This window comes from Mycobacterium asiaticum (genome assembly GCF_001673315.1).
GTDB classification, from domain to species: Bacteria; Actinomycetota; Actinomycetes; order Mycobacteriales; family Mycobacteriaceae; genus Mycobacterium; species Mycobacterium asiaticum_B.
Genome location: NZ_LZLQ01000146.1, coordinates 1 through 20396 on the forward strand (window position 1 = coordinate 1; position 20396 = coordinate 20396).

Below are 20396 nucleotides of genomic sequence, written 5' to 3' on the forward strand. Positions count from 1 at the left end.
GCGTTGCGGTCCATGGCCCCCACGCAGCTGGCGGCGGCGGTGATGCTGGCCGCGGGGGGAGTGGTGGCGCTGGCCGCGTCGCCGCAGACCGCGCTGGTGGTGGTGATCGTCTGCATCGCCGGCGCCCTCGGCACCTTGGCCACCGGCTCTCTGCAGAGTGCGCGGTTTGCGCTGCGCCGCGCGACCGCGCAGGTCAACAGCCCGGGTTGCGCCGGCAGTTGTGGCGCATGCACGCTGTCCTGCGCTGACTAGGACTCGACTAGTTACGGCTGACGTCGATCGGATGGGTCGCCAACATCGACAACGGCAGCGGCTGGCGGCGCAACACCTGACCCCACAGGTCGGCGCGCGGCGGCGCCAGCACGTCAGATGGCAACGCCGACAGCACAATCCAGTCGTCGCGCTCGATCTCGCCTTCGAGTTGCCCGATGGTCCAGCCGGAATACCCCGCGAAGATCCGCACCCCTTCGACGGCTGGGGCGATCAAATCGGGGTCGGCGTCGAGATCCACCATCACCATGCGACCCGCCACGTGACGTAGGCCGGGAACGCCGTCCGGGTCGGCCCCCACCCGCAGCACGGCCAGGCACAGCGCCGCGTCCCGCTTGACCGGGCCGCCGATGAACATCGTCTTGGGCTTCGCCGAGAGCTTGGCCCACTGCGGCAAAACGTTGTAGACCGCCGTTTCGCTGGGCCGATTCAGCACCACGCCCAGGGTGCCGCCCTCGTTGTGTTCGACGATGTAGATGACGCTGCGCCGAAACGTCGGCTCCAGCAGATCGGTGTTGGCGAGCAACAACGTGCCCGCCCGCACCCGTTGTGCGGCGGGTGCGGCGAATTCCTCGGGGTCTTCCTGCGGCGCCACCACCACATCATCGCACTCGGGCCTGTCCGGTCGGTGCAAACAGCCGCGGTCGCCCGAGATTTGTACTGTGATTGAGACGGTGCAGAGCCCGATCCAGCCTTACCTGTGCCGATTGTGGAAGTGGGTTCAGTGATTCGCACCCGGATGCAGGCAAGCGCACCCGTCGAACTGTGGCGGTCGGTGCGCCGGCTGCCCGATTTCTGGCGACTCCTGCAGTTGCGCATGGCAAGTCAGTTCGGCGACGGCCTGTTCCAGGCGGGTCTGGCCGGTGCGCTGTTGTTCAACCCGGACCGGGCCGCCGACCCGATGGCGGTCGCCAGCGCCTTCGCGGTGTTGTTCCTGCCGTACTCGCTGCTGGGGCCGTTCGCCGGGGCGCTGATGGACCGGTGGGACCGGCGGCTGGTGCTGATCGGTGCCAACAGCGTGCGGCTGGCCTTCATCGTTGTGATCGGCACGATCCTGGCTGTGGGCGCCGGCGACGTCCTGCTGTTGTGTACGGCGCTGCTGGCCAACGGCATGGCCCGGTTCGTGGGTTCCGGGCTGTCCGCGAGCCTGCCGCACGTGGTGCCGCGCGAGGAGGTGGTCAAGATGAATTCGCTGGCCACCGCAGTGGGGGCGGTCGCGGCCTTTCTGGGCGCGAACTTCATGCTGGTGCCGCGCTGGCTCGGCGGGGGCGGAGACCACGGTGCCGCCGTGGTGATCTTCACCGCGTTGATCCCGGTGACGCTCGCGCTGCTGTTGTCGTTCCGGTTCGGCCCGCACGTACTCGGCCCCGACGACACCAAGCGCGCGATCCACGGGTCGGCCGTCTACGCGGTGCTCACCGGGTGGTTGCACGGGGTACGGACGGTGCTCCAGCGTCCTACCGTGGCCGCCGCGCTGGCCGGGCTGGCCGCGCACCGGATGGTCGTCGGCATCAACTCGCTGGTGATCCTGCTGCTGGTGCATCGCATGAAGAACGTCGACGGCGACGGGTTGGGTGCCGCGCTGGTGTTTTTCGCCGCGACGGGCCTGGGCGCCTTCCTGGCCAATGTGCTGAACCCGGTGCTGGTGCGACGCTGGGGCCGCTACGCGACGGCCAACGCCGCGCTGGTCGCGGCTGCCATCATCCAGTCCGCCGGTGCCGGGCTGGTGCTGCCCGTGATGGTGGTCTGCGGGTTCTTGCTGGGGTTGGCCGGCCAGGTGATCAAGCTGTCGGCGGACGCGGCGATGCAGATTGACGTGGACGACGCGTTGCGAGGCCACGTGTTTGCAGTGCAGGATGCCCTGTTCTGGGTATCGTTCATCGCCGCCGTGTCGGTGGCGGCCGTGTTCATTCCCGAGGACGGGCGCGCGCCGGGCTTTGTGTTGTGCGGATCGTTGATCTACCTGGTGGGACTGGTGGTACACGCCCTGGTCGGTCGCCGAAGCCAGGCAGCGTAGGAAGGTAGCGAAATGGCAGATACGGGTCCGTTGGTCGCTGACTTGCAGGCTGAGAGCGACGAACTCGACGCTTTGGTGGCGCCCCTGACGCCGCAGGACTGGGCGAGGGTGACGCCGGCGCCGGGCTGGACCATCGCGCACCAGATCGGGCACCTGCTGTGGACGGATCGGGTCGCACTGCTTTCAGTGACCGACGAAGGCGGCTTCGCCGACGTGCTGACCGCTGCGGGCGCCAATCCGCTCGGTTTCGTCGACGCCGGTGCCGAGGAGGTGGCTGCGATGCCCCCTGCGGAGCTGCTGGCCGACTGGCGAGGCACCCGCCGCCGGCTGCACAGCGCGCTGCTCGAGGTGGCCGACGGGCGCAAGCTGCCCTGGTTCGGTCCGCCGATGAGCGCCACGTCCATGGCTACCGCGCGGTTGATGGAGACCTGGGCACACGGGCTCGATGTTGCAGACGCCCTCGGCGTCGCGCGGCCCGCGACGGACCGGCTGCGTTCGATCGCGCACATCGGGGTGCGCACCCGCGATTACGCGTTCTTCGTCAACAACCTGACGCCACCGAGTGAACCCTTCCTGGTCGAATTGCGGGCGCCAAGCGGCGACACCTGGACCTGGGGGCCGCCGGACGCTGCGCAGCGCGTCACCGGTTCGGCCGAAGACTTCTGCTTTCTGGTCACCCAGCGGCGGCCGCTGAGCGCGCTCGATGTGACGGCGGTGGGGGAGGAGGCACAGCGTTGGCTGGGGATCGCGCAGGCATTCGCGGGGCCGCCGGGTCCCGGGCGCTGACATCGACGCTCGGCGCGCTCTGCGGGTGTGCAGCAGCCTGAATCAACTGCGTTCGTCGGTGACGACGACCCGGGCGCGCGCGACATCCTGCTTGCCTTCGTCGTTCCCTCGCGCCAGCATGCCCGCCGGCGTCATCGGGACGGGTGCGCCCCCAGACGAAAGCGTCGGACCGCGAACTTCGGCGGCGTTGAGCACCCCGGGGCGCAGGCTGGTAGGTCTGCCACCCGCTTCGGGTTCGAAGCTGCTGGTAGGCCGCGTATAGCTGGTCATTCCGGCACCCGGGAACCCCGACGTCCCGCCGCCACCGGAGATCGCCCCGCCGCCGGCTGCCACCGGCACGGATCCGGCACCAGCTGACACAGCCGCAGCTTCGCCGGCGCCGGTAGCCGGAAACATGCCACCGAACGCCTGCATCATGCCCTGCGGAAGCCCGCTGATGCCCTGCATCGCCTGCATCGGCGCCTGCAACAGCTGTTTCACCGGCTCGGCGGCACCCGAGGCCATCTGCATCGGTTCCTGCATTAGTGAGCTGAGCTGTTCGGCACCGCTGGTGGGGGAGGCGGCAGCCTGGCCGACCTGAGTCGACGCCTGCGCCGCGTTCTGCATGCCGGTCTGCGCAGCCGCCTGCGCCACCGCCTGTGCCGCTGCGGCGGGCGCGGCCGGGGATGCACCCATCGGCGAGATCGGCGGCGGCACGGCCAACGCGGCGATCAAAGCGGTCAACGCGGCGGAATAGGTCCAACCCACGCCGGAATTGTGCGGCCAGTGTTCGCCGAAGTATTCACAGTCGCGTTCGACGATCCCCGGGGTGTTCTGTCCGAAAAAATTCGTGGCGTTGAGTGCGGTCCATTCGTCGCGGTTGGTCTGCGAAACCATCGACGGAATGACCGCGGACCGCGCGAGCATGAACGCCTCGACGGCCGCTTGCGTCACGTTGATCTTCTCGGCGGTCCAGCCGACCAGGGTCTGCAATCCGGCGTTGAGCCCGGTGACGGCCACTGTCGACGCGACTGAAGCGACTCCCTGCCACTGTGCCTCGGTTGCCAGGTTTTTCAGCGTGGAAAGTCCCGCCGACAGTTCCTTGCTGACCGTCTCGGTGACCCACACAACGTTGTTGGCGATCACCGACGCAGGCGAGCCCGCCTCGAAGATCGCAGCCACAACCTCGGGCGGGCCCGTCCACCGTGGATCCGGCATCAGTTCGACCTACAGTCCAACCGCGCCTGCGTTGAAGGCTTCCGCGGCGACGGTCGCGGCCGACGCCAGGCCCTGTGCGCCGGAGAAGGCCGCCCGCTGACCCACATGCTCGGCGGACGTCGCCAAGTAGGCAGCACCGGCGGCGTTCAACGCAGCCGCGAATTCAATCGAGTCGGCGTCCGGCGCCATCGGCAGGACCCCGGTGAGCGCCGCAGCACCGGCCGCAGTCGTCGCCGCCATCTCCTCGCTCAGGCCCGCCTCGGCGGCCGCCGATAGGTCAACAGCACCTGGCACCATGCCGAACATCGATGTCATATTTGCCTCTCGGTTGATCGCGGCCGGCCCGTCTGGCCGCAAGTTGCGCTGAGTCTAGGTTGGCTGCCCACGCCTGTCGATTCAGGTTTCCAGGTCTCCTACCAGGACTCCTTCCATCACGCCGTCGGTGGTGACCAAGAGGCCCCGCCCGGGTGGGAGTTGCTGCGCGCTGGTTCGCCCGAACACCTTCACCGCCGCCGGATCGTTGTCCATGAACAACGTCGGCGCCCGTGAACCCGTCATTCTCTGCAGGAACGGGTTGGTGACCGAGACACCGGCCCAGTTTCCGGGTAGGCGCGCGGCGATGACGTGCAAACCGACCTCGCGGCTCCGTTCGATCAGGCTCCACAGGGGCGCGGTTGCCGCATTCTTGCCGAGCAGACCATGCGGCCGCAGTTCTTGTTCGTCGTCGATCAACACGAAGTGGCGGGGACCGTCCCAGACGCCGCGGCTGAGCAGTTCTTCTTGGCTCAACCCGGACGGCGGCAATCGGTCTTGCAGCAGTTGCGCCAACTCCGCGATCACGGCGTCGATGTCGTCGGCGGTGTAGGCGTAGGCCCGCACGTGGTCACCCTGAATCTTGCCGATCAACGACGTCTTGGGGTCGATGATGGTGATCTGAGCCTGCTCAGGGGTGCACCGCGCAACAACCATCTGGCCGATCGCAGCCAACGTCGTTGTCTTTCCACACGCCTGTCGGCCGACCACGAGCAGATTCGGGACTACGCGGGCCGGTAGCACCACCGGCTGCAGGGCGGTTTCACCGATGCCGAACGGGATGTTCATCGGATCGGTGTTCCCGGCGGTGGCTGCGAATGCCGTGGCCACCTCGCGGAGTCGGATCCGTTCCGGCAGCCGCGCCAGGCTCTCCACCCTGCCGACTCCGGTCACGCTCGCGATCACCGTTCCGATGTCGCGCGTCGCGACTCGGTTCCCAGCAGCATCGGTCACCTCGGGCACGCCGACCAACAGTTCGAAGCCCTCCCGGGTCAGCCCGAAACCCGGGCGATCCAATGTGTTGCGGGCCGCCTTCTTCCGTTCGAATCCGGTACCCATCTGCGTTTCGTCGGGATTGCTCAGCCGCAACTGAATGCGGGCGTTGGAGACGTTGACCAGTTGCTGCTTCTGGCCGACAAGCCACGCGGTCGCACTGGTCATGATGTGCACCCCGTAGGACAGGCCTTGGCGGGCAATCGCGATGGCACGCTCGCCTGCGGCGGCGTCTTTGTCGTAGAGGTCGCTGAAATTGTCGATGACGAGAAAAACGTCGCCGAACTTGTCATCGGGATCGGTGCCGCCGGCCTGACCGTCTATCCCGAACCGCCGCTCACGGAATTCGGAGATATCCATCTGGTACCTCTTGAAGGACGCCTCGCGAGCCAGGATGAGTCCCTCGATGGACGCGATTGTCCTCGAAACACCTTCCGCGTCAGTGGGACTGACCACCGACGCCACATGCGGCAGGCCTTCCACCGGGAACAGCGACGCACCGATACAGAAGAAGGTGACCCGATCGGGCCGGTACATCAACGCCGCCGACGTCATCAACGTCATCAACGTGGTGGATTTACCGCGCTGAGCGGTGGCCACCACCATGATGTTGTCGGTTTCAGCGTTGATCACATGCACTCGCTGGTCGTGTTCTTCGGGGATGTCGACAACACCGAGCGGAAAAACCAGACCGGGGTTCTGCCCGTAGGCGACATCCCATGCCCGCCCGCGCCACCGGGCCACCAGTGCGTCGACCGGCTCACTGACTTCCAATGGCGGCAGCCAGATCTGGTGCGGTGGGCGGGCGGTGTGGGAAAGAAGCGACTCGCGGACGACGTCGACGAGTTTCTTCTTGCGGAAACCGTCAGAGTGGAACAGGAACTCGTCCGGTTCGGCGGGTTCGTCGGCCACCGCCAACGCCGCACTGTCGGATTCGCTGAGTGGCTGGTACGCCCAGGTAAGAGCACGGGGTTGGGAAAAGCTCATCGCGACTGTGTGGTCCACGTCCACCGCCGGCTTCGGGACGACGAACGGCGCCGACACATAGAAGCAGCGGAACTGCTCCAGGTCGCGGGGCCCGACTTTGAGGAGCGCGTAGCCGTTCTCCTGCGAAGGCAGGTGCAGCGCGGCATCGCTGCCGATCACATCCCGGGAGTCCTCGGCGGTCTCAGCGCGCAGCGCCACCCGAAAGGCGATGTTGCTCTTGACTTTACTGAGCGATGACAGATCCAGACGCTGGCCACCCAGCGTGAAGAAGACGTTGCAGCCGCGACCTTCCTGGCCGATGTGGATGACCAGGTCGATCCACTCCGGATGGTGGATGAACAATTCGAGATATTCATCGATGATCACGAGCAGGATGGGAACCGGCTCCAAATCCCGCCCGGCAAGTCGCATCTCTTCGTATTCATTGGCGTCGCGGGCGCCAGCGTCTTTGAAAAGCCGGTACCGGCGCGAGATTTCGCCGTTGATGGCTTTGCGCATCCGCTCAGCCAGGTGGCGGTCATCCTTACCCAGATTCGACAATGACCCGACGACGTGCGGGAACCCCTGCAAATCCTGGGCTGCCGACTCGAACTTCATGTCGACGAAGATCACGATGAACGACTCAGGGGAGTGGGTCAGTGCGATGCCGCTGCACAACGACAGGAAATACTCTGACTTCCCCGCACCGGAGGTCCCGATCACGACCGAATGAAAGCCATACCCGCCAAAGTCTTTCGCACGCAGGATCACGTATTGCAGTTCGCCGCTCTGCTTGACGCCGACGGGCACCATTGCCCATTGTGGATCGCCACGACCGCGGCTTTCGGCCCACAACTTGTCGACGTCGAGTTCCCGCGGATCATTGATACCCAGCGCCCGGAGCAGTTCGCCGCCTTGGCTTTCGGTCTCGGACAACTCATCGGCGCTCATCGGTGACCAGCGGGCCAATGCACGGGCATACCTGTTGGCGGTGCTGTCGGCGAGCATGTCTGCGACGGCAAAGAAGGTGTTGCGGTGGATGATCCGGCCGTCACGCAATGCAAATCGCTGTGCCTCGTCGGTAAATCCGACTCCGACCCCCACCCTGGTCGCCAATCGCAACACTGTGATGCCGGCCATGCCCTTCTGTCCGGTCACGCCTTCCCACTGCTCGGGCGTACCGACGTTGTCATCGACGATCACCCAGTGCGGCCCCAGCGCCGGCGCGGCCGCCATCGGCGACGGCATGGATGTGGGGCTGGCTGTCGCCGGCGGCACCCACGGGCCGCGGCCCTTGCGGTGCAACTCGGCATCGAGCGCTTCTTCCAATTCCATGGGTGAGGCGAACACCAGCCGGCGCAGTCCGCACGCGTCGAACATCTCGTCGTGCTGGTTGTGCGGCAACCACACCAGCCACTGCCAGTGCTCGGGATGGCGGGTGACGACCATCAGTTTGAGATCGTGCGGACCGTGGTAGACCGCCAGCGCACACAGCATCGAACGCGCCAAACTGTGCAACTCGGTCGCATCGTCGGCAATGAAACTGAACCCCGGTTTGGATCGCAGGCTCAATACCTTTCCAATGCCACGGATCTTGGTCTGCTCGAGGATGAAATCCCTTAACGCGCCTCCGGTTACCGGCTCCAGCTCCTCGCCGACCGGCACGTCGGGCCACTGTAGTGAGACGGCGGATTCACTCGCCTGTTGCACCCCGATGCCCAGCCGAACATCCAGGAAGTCCGGGTCCGCGGGGCGTCGTTCCCACATCCGTGGGCCACCGATGATGGTGGCCAGTCCCTGGGGGTCACCGTGCACGAATAGCTGTGAGTGCCGTTGTTGGTGGGCGGCCCGTTGGACTTCGTCACGGTCCTCGTCGAGTTGGCGCAGATAGCTGCGGCGCTGCTTTTCCTGTTCGCCCCAACTGATTCGACGCCCACGGCCGAAGCGTCCGCCAAACATCAGAGCGCCGAACCCGACCAGCCCGACCATCGGGAAGAAGCCCGATTGCAACGACCGTACGCCCGATGCGTACATGACCACCAGGGTGCCGATGATTCCGACCAGAAGCGCCGGTAGGGCGATCATCAGCAGGATGTTGCGCGGCTCGCGTTCCGGCAATGCCAGCGGTGCAGCGACGGCCACCCGCACCGGTGGGACAGCCGGTGGCGGCGTGCGCTTTCCGCGGACAAACCCTCGTTTCGACATGATCAGTTCCCCGATTCATTCGATTCGGGCAGAGGTGCCACCACACCGCCTACCGGCAGCACATCACGCGCCACCAGGGCCGCATCGCGGCCGATGGCCGGGCCCGGCGCAAAGGTGCGGATGATCGGCCATGGCGCTTGGACGGCGAGGCGTGGATCCAGCCCCAGCGCTTGCAGCGTCCGATGATCGGCCTGGACGCCGTACCGAACACCTTGCGGTGAAAGCCAATACAGACTTTCCCTGCTCTCGGCGGAGATGACACCGCTGGTGGTCGCGACGAAATTGGTTGCACCGGGCAGGATCAGTGTCTGATGCGCCTCGACGGACTCGGCGTTCCGATCGTCGCGAACGAGGTGCACCAAGCGGGAGTCCACGCCGCTCGGAACCGGCAGGCCGCGCCCGGAGATGACGGTTATCCTGGCCTGCGGGTCGCTGGACTGTTTTTCCCAAGCCACACATGTCACGGGATTGGCCACCGTATCAACGAAGTTCAGTTTGCCCCGCGGGTAGTAATCAACGTCAAGCACATCCACCACCGGGATTTGGATGAGCTTGTCCGGAGCCACCAGGGTCGGTGCTGTCGATCCTTGCGAGTCGCCGGTGCGCAGCAGGTCAGCGACGAAACCCGAGATCTTCTGTACTCCACCGGGCAGCAATACGTAGAAACCGTTGACAGCCCCACCGGCGTCACGAGATTCCAGGACGCTGCCCACCTTGGCTCCGGATAGCCATCGCGACGGGGTACCGGACTCCGGAACAAGCGGCAACACAAGGGGTTCGGTGGACGGCATGGCATCGAAGAGGGCGTTGGAGATCTCGACTGGATAGGTGACCCCGGGATCGAGACCCAGGTTGAACGTCACCGATCGGTCGCTCGGGTCTATCCGCGATCGCTGACCTCCCCAGATCACATAGGTGGCATCCTTATGGGTCACCAGCACTGCCTGTCCCGATCCCATCGCCTGGGCCCTGCCCAGCGGTGAGAGGGTGCCGGCGATCGATGTCACCACTGGCGGGTTCGGGCTGCCGTGGGCTCCGCGTGTTTGCGCGGTGTCGCAAATGGCCCACGCCGAAGCGGCGCCGCCCGTGACCGAGAGCGCATCCGGCACGCCAGGTATACCGATCATTGGTCCGGTGGGGTACTTGGCGATCTCGCGCGCCGTAACCCATGTGGGTGCGACGGCGTTGCCCACGGCGAGCCGCGCTGAGGTCAGATTGAGCGCGGGGTAGAGGCGCCCGTTGATCTTGGCGTAGATCGCTCCGGTGTCGCGGTTGCCGATCACAGCCGACTGCGCGATCAGGCCAGCGGGTTTCATGACATGCAGCAGGGCCATCCACCCGACGCCGAGCAGCACCAGGACAATCGACAGTGCCACCGCCGCTTGCTGTTTGCGGTCGTCGTGCTTCATCCGCACCGAGAACCGGGTGATAGCGGCTCGCAGTCGCCGGTTGTAGAACAAGTGCCCAGAATTCTGGTCGCGGTTCGACAAGTTAAGTGGCACAGTCAATCTCCTTCCGGCGTGCGGGACGGACGCCGCCAAACGCCGTCGACGTCACTGCAGGCTGCCGCCGTACCGTGCCTGGTTCTCGGCTTCAGCCTCTTCGCGCACCGCTGCGATCGCGAGGTTCAATCTGTCCGCCAGTTCGCTGGGGGCATAACCGGCCATGACGTCCGGGTGCAGGGTCAGTTTGAGCAACCGGCCGTCCGAATTCGCCACAGCATAAACGTCTCCCAAGTCAACGCTGTAGGTGACGGTTTCGGCCTGGGCGACAAATGCTTCCCACTTGTCGGCGGCCTCGCTCAGCGAGCGGAGGACGGCTTCGACGAGAGCCCTGTCACCTTCGGCGCTGAGGTCGGCGATTTCACTGCGACCCGGCCCCGACACCATGACAGTATGTCGATGCCTTTCACCAGCGTCAATTCAAGCTCTGGGAGCAATTTCCGGTGACGTTGCGGGCGGATCGTCGACCGGTGTGGCACTGAGTTTCTTGAACCAAGCGAAGTGGTAGTTCGCCGAAATAGCGTCACTAGCAACGCGGGCTTCGGTCGCGGCCAACAACATGCAGTTAAGTAGTTGCGCCGCATCAACATCGGGATATTGAGCCAGCACCTGATAGCGGACGGTGTCCAGGTGGACCCGTAATAGGTCTGCTTCCTGCTCGACGATTTCATCGCCGCTCGCGGCGGCCTTGGCCAGGGTGTTCACCAACCGCGGCAACCCCTCTCGCCAGTGTGTGGCAACCGCGAGCTCCCAGTCCAGGTCGTCGACCAGCGGGAGTTCGAGCGGTTCCACCGACGCTTCGATACCGGAGGTTTCGGTCGGCCATTTCGCTGGATCAGCCGGGGTGTAGGTTGCGGCATGCGTGGTGGCACCCAGCAGCTCCGCCGCGCGCCCGCTGCGCCGTTGCGGTTCGGGCAGTCGCACGCCCGCCGGGATCGCAATTCCCGGCGGGATCCATCCGTGTGCGAGGTCGGTGACCAGCAGTGTCGTGCCGTCCAGGCGGTCACCGATCGCCCAGTTCACCCGTGGTTCTTGGCGCGCCACGTAGGCCAGCAGGCGGTGCAGTCGCTCGTCGGGCGGGATTTCGGCGCTAGCGTCGTCACCGCGCTCCGGAACAGGTTCCTCGACCGGCGCCGGAGCAGTTCTGTCATCCGATACCGGAGCAGGTTCCTCGACCGGCGCGGGAGTAGGTCGGTCATCCGACACCGGAGCACGTTCCCCGACCGGCGCGGGAGCAGTTCTGTCATCCGACACCGGACCAGGTTCCTCGACCGGCACCGGAGCACGTTCGTCCCGAATTGCCGGAATGATCTGCGTCTTCTGCATATCCAGCGGCGGCGGCACGTCCCGGATAGCCGGCAGCACCTGCGTGTGTTCTATGTCTTCTATGTCCGGGCCTCTGCCGTTGCCAAGTGCGGGACGCGCGGTCGGGTGCTGCCCGCCCTGGCGTAGCTGACGGATCGTTGAATCGACTCGGCGCACCGCCCGGGCGCGGGCCTCGTCGATCACCCTGGCCTCGGCGGCGCGACGGGCCGGATGTGTCAATTCCGCGCGTCGGATGCTTCTCAGCTCGTCATTGGCCGAGTCGGCGATCCGCTGCAGGTCAGTCTTCAGATACTCTGCGAGCGTTGTGGTTTCGGTGTTGTTTGGGGACAACTCGGGGGGCCAGAGACCTCCGACCACCCAGGGGGTGCAATCGGGCGGGGCGCTGAAGGTAGGGACGGTGAGAGATTCCTGAGTCGCTCGACGCAGACGCTCGCGCGCTGTTCTGCGACCGAAGATTCCCACCGGCTAAGACTACCGGTATCCGGTAGGGCAATATTGCTGCGCTGTCAGGCGGTGAATTGTGCGGCCGTCACCGCGTCGGTAGCGTGTGGCCATGGCCGATTCTGCGCTGCAGCAGCAGCTCGACGAGGTGCGCGCTTTGCTCGGCCGCGCACGAGAGTTGTTCGGCAACAACCCGATCGAGCCACCCGACAATATCCTTCCTGATCCCGACACCGCCAAGACCTGGTTGTTGTAGTTCAACGTCGGCGGTGCAGTTGATGCGCCAGCAGCTTTTCGATCGCCGCGTCCAGATCGGACGGAGTCGGAACCTGCGCGGACGGACTCTGCCCTGCCGCAACGATCTCTGCGCGCACTTCCAGTAGAGCCTTGAGACACGACACGTCGGCCGTCAACAAGATTCCCTCGGCCAGGGTTTCGGCGTCCGTGTCCATCGCCGCCTCACTCAGCGCGACACTGTGCATGTACCCGCCGCGGCAGGACCGCACCAGGATGTGCCCGCTGGGGTGGACGGTGTCAAAGGCGGGGTTGGCTTCGGTCATTGGTGTCTTCCGGCGTTCGTCATCCGTCGACAATGCCTCCGAGTCTGTCGGCCGCCTGTTGTTCGTGCTGTTCCCACATTGCGGCGGAGGTGTGCAGATTGGCGGCGATGTCGGCGTGATCGTCAGCCTGCTGTTCGTAGCACTGCCGTCGGATCTCGAGGAGCTCCTGGCCGGCGTCGCGGAGCTCGCTGAAGATCGGCCCTAGCGAATCCAAGCTCTCCTGAATTGCGGCATGCGACGACGGCACGGCCCGCAACTGTTGGGCGGTCTCGTGGTGCCGGGCGGCGGCTTCGCGTAACTGCGCCGGCACCACATGGATTCGATCTGCCATGGCTGTCTCCTCGTTGTGGCTGTTGCGTGGCCGGTCAAGTCAATGTGGCCGACGGGCGGGTGGGCGTAGGCGTATCGGGTGCGGGCGCGGCCGGCCGGACGGCCGGCGAGGGCGGGTGCTCCCAGCCTAGAAAGCTTGGGCCGCTGACGGCCGAAATGTGCTGAATTTGGCCTTCGAGTAGCGCTTTGCTTCGGCCGAGGGCAAGCGCGTGCCGGTCGGTGAACATGCCGATGTCCCCCGGGACGACCTGCGCCGGATCGACCGGATGCGCGACCGCGGTCCCTGGTGACGGGAGGGTGATGCCCTGCTGCTGGAAGGCCTCCGCGATCGGTGTGCCGCCGGCAGCCGCTTTGATGGCCGCGGCCAGTTGCGGGCTGGCGGCGGTGACCGTCTCGCCGTTGGGCAGCGTCACTGTCGTGGGGCCGGACGGCGGCGATTCGGGCTGGCCCGAGGCGGGCTCGTGCTGCTCGTCAATATCGTCTGCGTCGTCGTGGCGGTCACGTTTGTTCGTGTCCTCTTCGAAGTCGTGGTGATCGGGGTCGTCCTTGAGGTCGCCCAAGCCGTCACCGGGCAGCGATCCGCCACCGAACCCGCCGGCGTCCCGGCCGGATGCGCCCCCGAGCAGACTGGGTAGCGGCAGTCCGCTCGGCATTCCCAAGCCGGGCATTCCGCCGGCCGGCAATGTTGCGCCACCGCCGCCGCTCGGTGCGACGGAGGCCGCTGCGGGCGCGGCCGGTGTCGCGGGTTCGGGCAGCGCACCGCCCGATAATCCCGGGTCATCGAGCAACAGCGAGTCGAGAAGCGAATCGGTGCCCGGCGCGGGCGTTTGGCCAGCACTGCGGCCAGCAGGCGTCGGCACCGAGGTCGGCGGCTGACCCGAGGCCGCGCCGGTCCCGTTGGTGCCGTTTTTCGATGCGTTGTACAGCGATGTCCATGCCGCCATCAACGTTGCCTTCGAGGTGTCGTCCAGGCTCGCGCTCGCAACCACGTCGCGGATGTCCCTGAGCTTGCTGATCAGGAACCGTTGGAAATCCCGCGCGCCCGCCGGGGTATCCAGATCTGACCGCATCGCTACCGCCGTCTCCAGTTCCTGTTGCAGCTTGGCGAGTTGACTGCCACCTTCTACCGACTTCAGATGCGCGTTGAGAACGGCCGAGATGACTTGCAGGTCGAGTTGGGAGGTCACCGAATTTTGATGCGCGAGAGCGGTTTCTGCTCGGGCAATGGCCTCGGCCGCGTCACCTTCGGTGCGCACCGGCGGCGCCCCCGGGGCCGGTGGTGGGTACAAATCTGGATGGTTCCGGCGAATCTTGGTCAAGATCGGATCGAGCTGCGAGACGGGAGTCGCGGGCATCAATGCGGTGGTCACTTCGGTCGGCGTCAAACCCGCCATCCAAGCTTGCGGGTCCCCGGTGCGCTCTTGGATACGCCGCATTACATCGACGAGGTCCTGGTATGTCGTCATCTAGGTGATCCGCGCGGTGCCCGACCACTTCATGCCGCGGGACAGTACCGAGCCGCTGCGGTGCGGACAATTCACCCTGTCGCGCGTCGGTTTCCCTCAGGTCAGATACTGGCCTCGCAAGCCCTGCAGCACAACGCTTTTCGCTTGGCTGATCTCCCGGGCAGTGGCAACGATTGCGGCGATCTCACGCTGCTTGCCCAACAGGAACGTGTGGTACTCACGGGCTCCCAGTGGGGTATCGACGACTCCCAGTGGGGTATCGACGACGAGGTCGCTCTGCTGCAGCGCCTCGATTTCGGTGGTGATCGCGTCGAGTTGCCGGACGCTGTCGCGCATGGTCTGATGCGCGGTGGAGAGGGCTTCGGCCAGGATACGGTCGGCTTCGGCACTGGCCTGCTGTCTGCTGGCCAGCTCTGCCTGGCGTTTCTGTATCGCGGCTACCGCAGATCCGGCTGGGTCCGACATAAGTTCAACTTTCTCTCACAATGGCCGCCGGATCTGCACACTGCTGCCGAGTCGGCTGATACGCACGGACGCGCCCGAGTAGGGAGCTTCGACCACCAGATTGTTGCCGATCGCCATCTGTACGTGGCCGGCATGCGGAAAGACCAGGTCACCGGGACGTACCTGCGAACGCGGCACCGGAAACCCGTCGTTGATCTGCTGGTAAGTGGTGCGGTCGAGGTGTACTCCGGCCTGCGCATACGCCCACTGGACCAAACCGGAGCAATCGAATTGATCGGGACCGGTCGCCCCCCATACGTAGGGACGGCCCAGTCGCGATAGCGCGGCCCGGACCGCTCGGCCGGCGCGACCGCGTGCCGCGGGTAGCCCGGCACGATGCTGCGCGGTGCGGTAACGCAACGCCCGCAGCGCCGCGAGATGGCGTCTGGCCCGGCTTCGGGCAACTACGACGTGCGCGCGTTGAGCCCGCAGCCGCGCCACCCGCCGGCGCATCGCCTCGCGCTGGGCAAGGGGTGTGGAAGGAGGAACGCTGGCATCGGCGCGGGCCTCGTCGACAACACTTCGGGTGAGCGCGCGCGCTGTCAGGTGATCCCGATGCGCACCCGCCAGCACCGCCGCGAGCGCTGAATCCGTACGCCCGGTGGATACCAGAACGGCATTGACACGGTCCGCTGAGCGCAGGTAATGCTGCTGTCCCACAGGGGTGTTCGGTTCGACGGCCCCCTGCAGCAACCCCGCACCGGGCCCAACTTCCGGCACCGGGCGGCTCGTACCGACGAACAATTCATGGGCGCGGGTCAACGCGTCCAGCTCGGAAGTGCTCACTGATGCTGCTCGCTGTCCGGAGCCGGGAGTCCGTCTTCCCCAGCCGCCGCCGCGTCGATGAACGCGCGCACCCGGGGGAGGGCTGCCTGGGAGATGACACCCCGGGTGCGGATGTCCCAGACCTCGTCGGTGCCGATACCGATCATCGCGGCCACAACGGCATCTGGAAGCGCCGATTGTGCACACGCTCGCTCGAATTTCGCGCCAAGACTCGACGGTAACCGCGCCAGTAGTGCGCCGCGGGTCGCCTCCAAGGCGTGCAGATGCCCCATCAGGCGAGTCGCGGACTCGCCCCCGGAGTTCACGGCCAATCGCCATGAACTGGCGGCCAGCATCTCTGCCTTGACGCACTGGGTGATCACATCATGAATATACGACTCGTATTCGTTTGATGTCTGCACCGGCAGGCGATCGATGAATGCTTGCAGCGTTTCCCGCTGCGCTTCCGCGTAACGCTCCAACACGTCGGTGTCGTCGTGGCGCTGAACGACAGGGTCACCGGTATCGGAACTGACCCCGGCGTCTGGTGGCTGCGCGGCCAGCAATCGGCCGAGTTCAGCTTCCGGGTCGGCCGCCACCAGCAACCGGGAGTAGGTTCCCGGCGGCAGGCCCAGCCCGTTTTCAACCTGTTGAACAGTGCTTTTATGTGGTTTGCGGGCGCCTCGTTCCAGATAGCTCAACCCCATAATGCTGACGCCGGTGGCGGCGGCGAGGTCCGCGAGCGACCAATCCCGGGATTCGCGTAGCGCCCGAATCGCGGCGCCCGCCGACTCACGGCTCACGGCGGGCTCCGGCCATGCATCGAATATTACACAGCGGAGCCGACAGCAGGTATATATACGTTTCTGTCGCCTTTCCCTTGCGATCGTGCAGACGTTATGTATACGCTTCCGTCTACGTTTCACAACGAAGGAGGCCTTAGTTGATGACCAGTCCCTACAAAAGCAATCCCGACAAAACCAACCCCTGCACAACCAACCCGGAACTGTGGTTCGGTTACCCCGACGACGACGGCGGCGACGGGGCCGCCAAGGCTCGGGCTTATGAGCGGTCCGCCACCGAGGCGCGGATCCAATGCCTACGCCGGTGCCCCCTGGCCGAGCAGCGGCTCTGCGCCGAACGGGCGATCAAACATCGCGAGGAGTACGGGGTCTGGGCCGGCATCAAGTTGCCCGGCGGTCAGTACCGCAAGCGTGAGCAGCTTGCGCAGGCACACGAGGTGCTGCGCCGGATCGCCCGGGGTGAGATCAACGCCCGGCAACTCCCCGAGAACGCGGCGCTGCTCGCGCGCCGGGAGAACGATGCCGTCCCCGTGAGCGCGGTCGTGTTGCACTTACCTGCCGCCAAGGCGCCGCAACCCGGTCCACGCTCGGCGGCCTGATGCATGCCGAATCCGTCGGATAACACAGCCGCAGCAGGGTATACGGGACACGACGGGGCCCCGTACGGGCCGAGGCAACCGACCCAGAGGCACATCCATGACCTTCGACCTGACCCCCACCCAAGCCCAACACGACTTGGCACGCCGCACTCACGAGTTCGCCGAGGAGGTCATCCGCCCCGTCGCGCTGCACTACGACCAGCAGCAGGAGTTCCCTTGGCCGGTGCTCGAGGAAGCGGCCCAACGGGGGTTTTACAGCCCGTTGTTCTACCGCGATTTGATCGGAGACCCCACCGGCATATCCCTGCCGATGTTCATGGAGGAACTGTTCTGGGGCTGCGCCGGAATCGGATTGGCCATCGTGATGCCGGCGCTGGCGCTCTCGGCGATCGGTCAGGCAGCTTCGCCCGAACAGATGCTGGAATGGGCTCCGGAATGCTTCGGCACACCGGGCGACCTCAAGCTAGCCGCGTTGGCGATCTCTGAACCCGAAGGGGGCAGCGACGTTCGCAATCTTCGGACCACCGCTCGTCGCGACGGTGACGACTGGATCATCGACGGCCACAAGATGTGGATCGGCAACGGCGGCATCGCCAACGTGCACGTGGTGAACGCGGTCGTCGACCAGGAACTCGGCCACCGCGGTCAGGCACTGTTCGTCGTCCCCGGCGGTACGCCTGGCCTGGAGTTGGTGCGCAAGCTTGACAAGATGGGCTGTCGCGCATCCCATACTGCCGAGCTGAAATTCGACGGCGTCCGCATCCCGGGGGCGAATCTCCTTGGGGGAGAAGACAAACTCGAACACAAGCTCGCCAAGGCCCGCGAAGTGGTCGCAGGAGCCAAGAAGTCTGGCTCAGCGACGTTGGGTACCTTCGAGCAGACTCGGCCCATGGTGGCGGCGCAGGCGATCGGGATCGCGCGCGCCGCGTTGGAGTACGCCACCGCCTACGCCACCGAACGCGAGGCCTTCGGCGGCCCGATCATCGACCACCAGGGCGTCGCATTCCCGTTGGCGGAGGTGGCAACTCAGATCGACGCCGCCCGATTGCTCACCTGGCGGGCGTCCTGGATGGCAGCAAGCGGAGTCGCCTTCGAACGGGGTGAAGGTTCGATGTCGAAGCTCGCCGCCAGCGAAGTCGCGGTGAAGGCCACCGAACGTGCCATCCAGACCATGGGCGGCTGGGGCTACATCACCGATCATCCAGTCGAAAAGTGGTACCGGGATGCCAAGCTGTACACCATTTTCGAAGGCACCAGCGAGATCCAGCGTATGGTCATCGCCAACGCCCTGGGCTCGGCCGTCGACACCCCGCCACTGCACGTGACAGTCGAGCCGACCGGGGGGCCATTGAACCGCGTGTTCGGTCGCGGCACCCCGCTGCGGTCCCGCGCAGCCGATCGTGCCCTGGCGCTCAAAGACCGGGTGCCCGAGCCGATCATGCGGGTTGCCATGAAGGCGTTGCAGCCACCCCGTAAGTAGCCCATCCGGCGAGTATGGTCGCGGTATCGCCGCCAACCACGAAGGGTCGTCGATGAGCAACCTCGAAGCGATGCCGGCCGAAGTTGCCTGCGCCGCTTCGCAGGTCGCGGCAGCCACACCGGTTGTGGAGGTACTGCAGCCGCGTGAGGTGCCGCTGGGTGGGCCCCGGGCCATGCGGGTCCGGCGGACCCTTCCGCAGCGCGAGCGTTCGCTCGTCGGGGCATGGTGTTTCATCGACCACTACGGTCCGGGTGCGGCGCGGATGGACGTCCCGCCGCACCCGCATACCGGCTTGCAAACGGTGAGTTGGTTGTTCAGCGGGGAAATCGAGCATCGTGACAGCGCCGGTGTGCATGCGGTGGTGCGGCCAGGCGAACTGAACTTGATGACGGCGGGCGCCGGCATCTGCCATTCGGAAGTCTCGGTGGGTTCCACGGTGTTGCACGGCGCGCAATTGTGGGTCGCTTTGCCCGATTCGGCGCGTGACACCGGACGCGACTTCGCGCACTACGCCCCGGAAGCGGTGCCGCTCGACGGCGCGCTGGTACGGGTCTTTCTTGGCGATTTGGCCGGAAGTTGTTCGCCGGTAACGACTTTCACGCCGCTGCTCGGTGCGCAGCTCGATCTCGATGCGCACGCTGAGCTCGACCTGGAGGTCGACCCGACATTCGAGCACGCGGTGCTGTGCGATCAGGGCGAAGTCCAGCTGGCCGGGGTCAGCCTGGGCGTTGCCAAGCTGGGCTACCAGAGTCCGGGCCACCGAGTGCTGCCGCTGCGCAACCCGGGGGAGCACGCCGCCCGCATTCTTTTGTTGGGCGGCGCCCCGTTCGGGGAACAACTGGTGATGTGGTGGAACTTCCTGGCCCGCAGCCACGACGAGATCGTCACATATCGACGACTGTGGCAGGAGGATCCTCAGGACCGCTTTGGTGCGGTTCACGGCTATCGGGGCTCGGTCGCTCGGCTACCGGCTCCGCCCATGCCGACCACCCGGCTATTGCCCAGGCCGTTGCCCGGGTCCGTATCGAAAGCGAAGGAGCACTGATGACAGTCGACAAAACCGGCGCAGATGTCACCATCACCGACGAGAACCGCAAATACACCATTTCTGTCGAGGGCCAGGTCGTGGGCTTGGCCGATTACGCCGACCGCGGCCAACAGCGGGTCTTCCACCACACCGAGATCGACCCCGAATTCGGCGGGCGGGGGTTGGCAACTCTGCTACTGGAGCAGGCGCTGCAGGACACTCAGGCAGCGGGGAAACGCATCGTTCCGGTGTGCTCGATGGTGGTGACAGTGCTCAAGAAGCACCCCGAGTACAACGACATCACCGACCCGGTGACGGCCGAGGTAGTGGGCTGGGTCAATACCCAACCGAAGTAATCCGGCTAGGGCTCCTGTTCCCAGGTGGTGGGCAGCATCGGAATGGTGGGGCCCCCACCGAATGAGTCGGAGGGCAACGTCATCAGTCCGGTGGCGTCGGCGTCGTCTTTGGCTGCGGTGCCGCCGAAACCCATGGCTCCGGCCCCACGACTGGACGCGGCGACGGTCGGCTCCTCCGCAGGCTCAGTGCGGGGGCCGTCGCCTTCGCCGACATCCATGAATTCGTCGCCGTATTGAAATTCCGGCATGGTGGCAGCGCGCCGTCGCCGGGCGCGCCTCTTGTCCCGAGCCGCGACACCCGCCGCGGCGGCCGGGATCCCCTCCGCAGGTGCCTTGGCTCCCGTCCGATCCCGCAACGTCGGCGTGAAGCCGCCGCCCGGATCGAGGCCAGGCACGGCATACGGCACCACCGGGCCGGCCGCCGCCGGCGCGGTCGCGGCCGGTGCCGGCGCCCCCGCTCCGGCCGCCGACGCGGCAGGCGCAGCCGCGGA

The 20396-nt window shown here is 66.0% G+C and carries 21 protein-coding genes and 1 pseudogene; 8 read left to right on the forward strand and 14 right to left on the reverse strand.

Features of this window, described 5'->3' with window-relative positions:
* On the forward strand, positions 1-252 hold a 252-nt coding region (locus A5636_RS23235), incomplete at its 5' end, for a hypothetical protein (RefSeq protein WP_065160989.1).
* A gap of 7 nt (positions 253-259) precedes the next feature.
* Here the strand turns inward: A5636_RS23235 and A5636_RS23240 are convergent.
* Positions 260-868: a YqgE/AlgH family protein gene (locus tag A5636_RS23240; RefSeq protein ID WP_081287959.1), complete on the reverse strand. Its 609-nt coding sequence runs from the start codon at positions 866-868 to the stop codon at positions 260-262.
* Between the two features lie 102 nt (positions 869-970).
* Between A5636_RS23240 and A5636_RS23245 the strand changes: the two genes are divergently transcribed.
* Positions 971-2287, forward strand: a complete 1317-nt coding sequence (locus tag A5636_RS23245) for an MFS transporter (RefSeq protein ID WP_155763970.1) — start codon at positions 971-973, stop codon at positions 2285-2287.
* A gap of 12 nt (positions 2288-2299) precedes the next feature.
* The gene (locus A5636_RS23250) at positions 2300-3073 is read left to right on the forward strand and encodes a TIGR03084 family metal-binding protein (RefSeq protein ID WP_065160990.1); all 774 of its coding nucleotides are present in this window, start codon (positions 2300-2302) and stop codon (positions 3071-3073) included.
* 42 nt (positions 3074-3115) lie between these two features.
* On the opposite strand, the gene A5636_RS23255 is transcribed toward A5636_RS23250, so the two are convergent.
* The 6 genes from A5636_RS23255 to A5636_RS23280 all read right to left on the reverse strand — a co-directional run bounded on the left by A5636_RS23255 (position 3116) and on the right by A5636_RS23280 (position 12036).
* On the reverse strand, positions 3116-4270 hold the full coding sequence (locus A5636_RS23255; RefSeq protein WP_065160991.1) for a PPE domain-containing protein: 1155 nt from the start codon (positions 4268-4270) through the stop codon (positions 3116-3118).
* 9 nt (positions 4271-4279) lie between these two features.
* Positions 4280-4585 (reverse strand): PE family protein, encoded by a 306-nt coding sequence (locus tag A5636_RS23260; RefSeq protein WP_367592845.1) that lies wholly within the window; start codon positions 4583-4585, stop codon positions 4280-4282.
* Between the two features lie 81 nt (positions 4586-4666).
* Positions 4667-8746: a type VII secretion protein EccCa gene (gene eccCa, locus A5636_RS23265; RefSeq protein ID WP_065160993.1), complete on the reverse strand. Its 4080-nt coding sequence runs from the start codon at positions 8744-8746 to the stop codon at positions 4667-4669.
* Positions 8747-8748: 2 nt separating this feature from the next.
* A complete protein-coding gene (eccB, locus tag A5636_RS23270; protein ID WP_065160995.1) occupies positions 8749-10248 on the reverse strand; it encodes a type VII secretion protein EccB in 1500 nt (499 codons plus the stop codon).
* A gap of 51 nt (positions 10249-10299) precedes the next feature.
* The gene (locus A5636_RS23275) at positions 10300-10635 is read right to left on the reverse strand and encodes a DUF2710 family protein (RefSeq protein WP_065160997.1); all 336 of its coding nucleotides are present in this window, start codon (positions 10633-10635) and stop codon (positions 10300-10302) included.
* A 33-nt stretch (positions 10636-10668) separates the two neighbouring features.
* On the reverse strand, positions 10669-12036 hold the full coding sequence (locus A5636_RS23280) for a DUF5631 domain-containing protein (protein WP_065160999.1): 1368 nt from the start codon (positions 12034-12036) through the stop codon (positions 10669-10671).
* Between the two features lie 91 nt (positions 12037-12127).
* Between A5636_RS23280 and A5636_RS26705 the strand changes: the two genes are divergently transcribed.
* Positions 12128-12271: a hypothetical protein gene (locus A5636_RS26705; protein WP_172827303.1), complete on the forward strand. Its 144-nt coding sequence runs from the start codon at positions 12128-12130 to the stop codon at positions 12269-12271.
* A 1-nt stretch (position 12272) separates the two neighbouring features.
* Here the strand turns inward: A5636_RS26705 and A5636_RS23285 are convergent, their stop codons facing one another.
* The 6 genes from A5636_RS23285 to A5636_RS23310 form a co-directional block, all read right to left on the reverse strand.
* Positions 12273-12575, reverse strand: coding sequence for a DUF2694 family protein (locus A5636_RS23285; RefSeq protein WP_065161000.1), 303 nt, complete (start codon positions 12573-12575; stop codon positions 12273-12275).
* 19 nt (positions 12576-12594) lie between these two features.
* Positions 12595-12906: an ESX-1 secretion-associated protein gene (locus tag A5636_RS23290; RefSeq protein ID WP_065161002.1), complete on the reverse strand. Its 312-nt coding sequence runs from the start codon at positions 12904-12906 to the stop codon at positions 12595-12597.
* Between the two features lie 34 nt (positions 12907-12940).
* Positions 12941-14371, reverse strand: coding sequence for a DUF4226 domain-containing protein (locus A5636_RS23295; RefSeq protein ID WP_065161004.1), 1431 nt, complete (start codon positions 14369-14371; stop codon positions 12941-12943).
* Positions 14372-14467: 96 nt separating this feature from the next.
* On the reverse strand, positions 14468-14836 hold the full coding sequence (locus A5636_RS23300) for a DUF4226 domain-containing protein (protein ID WP_065161006.1): 369 nt from the start codon (positions 14834-14836) through the stop codon (positions 14468-14470).
* Positions 14837-14851: 15 nt separating this feature from the next.
* Positions 14852-15661 (reverse strand): C40 family peptidase, encoded by an 810-nt coding sequence (locus A5636_RS23305; protein WP_065161008.1) that lies wholly within the window; start codon positions 15659-15661, stop codon positions 14852-14854.
* Positions 15658-16443, reverse strand: coding sequence for a helix-turn-helix domain-containing protein (locus A5636_RS23310; protein ID WP_065161010.1), 786 nt, complete (start codon positions 16441-16443; stop codon positions 15658-15660). Before A5636_RS23310 ends, A5636_RS23305 begins: the two co-directional genes overlap by 4 nt.
* 143 nt (positions 16444-16586) lie before the next feature.
* Between A5636_RS23310 and A5636_RS23315 the strand changes: the two genes are divergently transcribed.
* From A5636_RS23315 to A5636_RS23330, 4 genes are all read left to right on the forward strand, one after another.
* Positions 16587-17042 (forward strand): WhiB family transcriptional regulator, encoded by a 456-nt coding sequence (locus A5636_RS23315; protein ID WP_065161012.1) that lies wholly within the window; start codon positions 16587-16589, stop codon positions 17040-17042.
* Between the two features lie 97 nt (positions 17043-17139).
* Positions 17140-18522 carry an acyl-CoA dehydrogenase family protein gene (locus tag A5636_RS23320; protein ID WP_065161014.1) on the forward strand — a complete coding sequence of 461 codons (1383 nt, stop codon included), beginning with the start codon at positions 17140-17142 and terminating at the stop codon, positions 18520-18522.
* A gap of 52 nt (positions 18523-18574) precedes the next feature.
* Entirely contained in the window at positions 18575-19567 is a 993-nt protein-coding gene (locus tag A5636_RS23325; protein WP_065161015.1) for a pirin family protein, read from the forward strand.
* A complete protein-coding gene (locus tag A5636_RS23330) occupies positions 19567-19905 on the forward strand; it encodes a GNAT family N-acetyltransferase (protein ID WP_065161016.1) in 339 nt (112 codons plus the stop codon). Before A5636_RS23325 ends, A5636_RS23330 begins: the two co-directional genes overlap by 1 nt.
* Positions 19906-19910: 5 nt before the next feature.
* On the opposite strand, the pseudogene A5636_RS26710 reads toward A5636_RS23330, so the two are convergent.
* Positions 19911-20396, reverse strand: a pseudogene (locus A5636_RS26710) (PPE family protein); the annotation flags it as partial.

Coding starts and splice junctions, on each gene's coding strand:
- A5636_RS23300 (WP_065161006.1), bottom strand. CDS start 14,836: ATGTCGGACCCAGCCGGATCTGCGGTAGCCGCGATACAGAAACGCCAG.
- A5636_RS23285 (WP_065161000.1), bottom strand. CDS start 12,575: ATGACCGAAGCCAACCCCGCCTTTGACACCGTCCACCCCAGCGGGCAC.
- A5636_RS23315 (WP_065161012.1), top strand. CDS start 16,587: ATGACCAGTCCCTACAAAAGCAATCCCGACAAAACCAACCCCTGCACA.
- eccCa (WP_065160993.1), bottom strand. CDS start 8,746: ATGTCGAAACGAGGGTTTGTCCGCGGAAAGCGCACGCCGCCACCGGCT.
- A5636_RS23325 (WP_065161015.1), top strand. CDS start 18,575: ATGAGCAACCTCGAAGCGATGCCGGCCGAAGTTGCCTGCGCCGCTTCG.
- A5636_RS23250 (WP_065160990.1), top strand. CDS start 2,300: ATGGCAGATACGGGTCCGTTGGTCGCTGACTTGCAGGCTGAGAGCGAC.
- A5636_RS23330 (WP_065161016.1), top strand. CDS start 19,567: ATGACAGTCGACAAAACCGGCGCAGATGTCACCATCACCGACGAGAAC.
- A5636_RS23320 (WP_065161014.1), top strand. CDS start 17,140: ATGACCTTCGACCTGACCCCCACCCAAGCCCAACACGACTTGGCACGC.
- A5636_RS23290 (WP_065161002.1), bottom strand. CDS start 12,906: ATGGCAGATCGAATCCATGTGGTGCCGGCGCAGTTACGCGAAGCCGCC.
- A5636_RS26705 (WP_172827303.1), top strand. CDS start 12,128: ATGGCCGATTCTGCGCTGCAGCAGCAGCTCGACGAGGTGCGCGCTTTG.
- A5636_RS23275 (WP_065160997.1), bottom strand. CDS start 10,635: ATGGTGTCGGGGCCGGGTCGCAGTGAAATCGCCGACCTCAGCGCCGAA.
- A5636_RS23295 (WP_065161004.1), bottom strand. CDS start 14,371: ATGACGACATACCAGGACCTCGTCGATGTAATGCGGCGTATCCAAGAG.
- A5636_RS23260 (WP_367592845.1), bottom strand. CDS start 4,585: ATGACATCGATGTTCGGCATGGTGCCAGGTGCTGTTGACCTATCGGCG.
- A5636_RS23255 (WP_065160991.1), bottom strand. CDS start 4,270: ATGCCGGATCCACGGTGGACGGGCCCGCCCGAGGTTGTGGCTGCGATC.